Raw genomic sequence first — 2,627 nt, forward strand, 5'->3', positions numbered from 1 at the left:
ACTGATGGGCAAAGCCGGGCGAATACAGATGGCTCCGCCCCCCGCTGCCCGCCAGGGCGCCGCCCACCAGCACCAGCACCGTCGTGCGGGCCCCGACCCGGTCGAGCGTGGCGGCCAGCTCCCCGACGGTCGTGGGCACCAACTGCTGGTCGGGCCACGACGCCCGCACCACCACCGCCGCCGGGGTGTCGGGGCCGTAGGCCGAGCCCGCCGCCAGGAGCGATTCCTCCAGCTCCCGGGGGCGGGCGGCGGAGAGGAACACCGCCATGGTGGCGCCCAGGGCCGAGAAGGCCGCCACCGACTCGCGCTCGGGCATGCTGGCCGCCGTGCGCCCCGCCAGGCGGGTGAGCACCACGCTCTGGCTCACGCCCGGGATGGTCAGCTCCCGGCCGAGGGCGGCCGCCGCCGCCGCCAGCGAGCTCACCCCGGGGACGATCTCGAAGTCGCGCTCCTCCGCCACGCACCAGTCGATCTGCTCCTGGATGGCGCCGTAGACGGCCGGGTCACCCGAGTGGAGGCGGACGACGGCGGCGTCGGGGTGGGACCGGTACACCCCCAGCACGTCCTCGAGGGTCATCGACTTCGAGTCGTGCACCTCGGCCCGGGGGCGGGCGTGGTCCAGGAGAGCCTCCGGCACGAGGGACGAGGCCCACACCACCACGTCGGCGGCGGCCAGGCGGTCCCGCCCTCGGAGGGTGATCAGGTCGGGAGCCCCCGGCCCGGCGCCGACGAACGAGATCACCGGGCCTCCTTCCGCCCGGCCTCCCGGCGCGGGGGCACGAGCACGCTGGCCAGGTAGGAGCCCGGTCCGTCCGCCGCCTCGGCCAGCGGCGCCACCCGCTCCCCGGGCAGCCCGAGGAGCTCCCCGAGGACGGCCCCGTCCAACCGGTCCGCTGCGTCGAGCCGGGCGGCCAGCTCGGGCAGGTGGCGGCCCCCCTTGTAGACGACCACCGCCGCGTCGGGGTCGGCCAGCGGGACGTCGAGCGCCCCCGCCCCCTCGACCGCGCTCACCAGGTGGAGGCGCTCGGAGCCGTCCAGGACCACGGTGCCCGAGCGGGCGGCCAGGTCCTGGAACGCCATGATCCCCGGCACGGTGCCGACGGCCACCCCGGGGCGGAGAGCCCGCACCGCGTCGGCCAGGTGGTGGAAGGTGCTGTACACGTTGGGGTCCCCGAGGGTCACGAACGCCACCCGCTCACCGGCGTCGAGGCAGCCCGCCACCCGCTCGGCGGCGGCGGCGTGGGCGGCCCGCCGGGCCTGCGGGTCGGGCACGATGGCGAAGACCACCCGCTCCACCGCCACGTCCGGCGCCGCCCCCCGCACGATCGACTCGGCCCGGCCCTCGGCGTCGGCCGCCATGGTCGGGGCCAGGACCCGGTCGGCCCCGCGCAGCACGGCCAGGGCCTTGAGGGTCAGGAGCTCGGGGTCGCCGGGGCCGACGCCCACGCCCACCAGCGCCGGGCGCACGTCGGTCTCGGCAGGGTCGTCACGCACCGCGGCCGGCGAACCTACTCCCAGCTGCTGCCGCCGTGGCCACGAAGCGGGAGGCGGGAGCCGGGTCCCCGCCGAGGTGGAGGTGCAGGTAGGAGGCGGCCAGGCGGGGGCCGGCCCAGCCCGCCCGGGCCGTCCCGTTGCGGCCCTCGAGGGTGAAAGCGTCCCCCGGGGGGTCGAGGGTGGAGTAGTGGAACTCGTGGCCCCGGAGACACCCGCCGGCGGGGGTCAGGGGGCTGTCGGTGCGCGCCGTGGCGGTGCGGTAGCCGAGGGTCAGGCGGTCGGTGAGCCGGCCGTCGGCCGGCACCACCCCGGCCAGGGGCGCGCCGTCGAGCCGGCGGGCCAGCCACAACAGGCCCCCGCACTCGGCCCATACCGCCATGCCGCCATCCACCCGCGTCCTCAGCTCGGCGAGGAGCGGGGCGTTGGCGGCCAGAGCCGCGGCGTAGACCTCGGGGAACCCCCCGCCGGCGTAGACGGCGCCGGTCCCGGCGGGCAGGGCCGGGTCGGCCACCGGGTCGAACGGGACCAGCTCGGCCCCCGCCGCCTCCAGCGCCTCGAGGTTGTCCTGGTAGACGAAGGTGAAGGCGGGACCACCGGCCACCGCCACCCGGGCCCGCCCGGCGGGGCGGGGGAAGGGCGGGTCCCCGACGGGGGCGGCCGGGGCGGACCGGGCCAGGGCCATCACGGCGTCGAGGTCGACGGCGCCCGCCACCACCTCCGCCAGGGCCCGGACCGACCCCTCCACCGCCGCCCGGTCCTCGGCCACCGGCACCAGCCCGAGGTGGCGGTCCCGCCAGGTCAGCCGGTCGTCCCGGGCCAGCGCCCCCAGCACCGGGATCCCGCTCGGGGCCAGGGCGGCGGCCAGGAGCTCGACATGGCCGGGGCCGCCCACCCGGTTGAGGATCACCCCGCCCACCCGCACGCCGGGTTCGAAGGTGGCGAAGCCGTGGACCACCGCCGCCACCGAGCGGCTCATCGCCGAGGCGTCGACCACCAGCACGACCGGGGCGTCCAGCAGCCGGGCCACCGACGCCGTGCTGGCGTCGGGGCCGGGGACGGCGGCCCCGTCGAAGAGCCCCATGACCCCCTCGACCACCAGCACGTCGGCGCCGGCCGCGGCCCGCCCCGCCAGC

At 78.2% G+C, this 2,627-nt stretch carries 3 protein-coding genes; all 3 read right to left on the minus strand.

All coding sequences use genetic code 11. The features are described from left to right. Positions 1-742: precorrin-4 C(11)-methyltransferase (gene cobM, locus VFW24_03565; GenBank protein ID HEX5265828.1), on the minus strand; the 742-nt coding region annotated here is incomplete at its 3' end. Continuing rightward, positions 739-1,494: a precorrin-2 C(20)-methyltransferase gene (gene cobI / locus VFW24_03570; protein HEX5265829.1), complete on the minus strand. Its 756-nt coding sequence runs from the start codon at positions 1,492-1,494 to the stop codon at positions 739-741. The genes cobI and cobM, both read right to left, overlap by 4 nt. Beyond that, the coding region (locus VFW24_03575) for a cobyrinate a,c-diamide synthase (protein HEX5265830.1) at positions 1,487-2,627 on the minus strand (1,141 nt) is incomplete at its 5' end. The genes cobI and VFW24_03575, both read right to left, overlap by 8 nt.

Source organism: Acidimicrobiales bacterium (genome assembly GCA_036273495.1).
Taxonomy (GTDB): domain Bacteria; phylum Actinomycetota; class Acidimicrobiia; order Acidimicrobiales; family JAJPHE01; genus DASSEU01.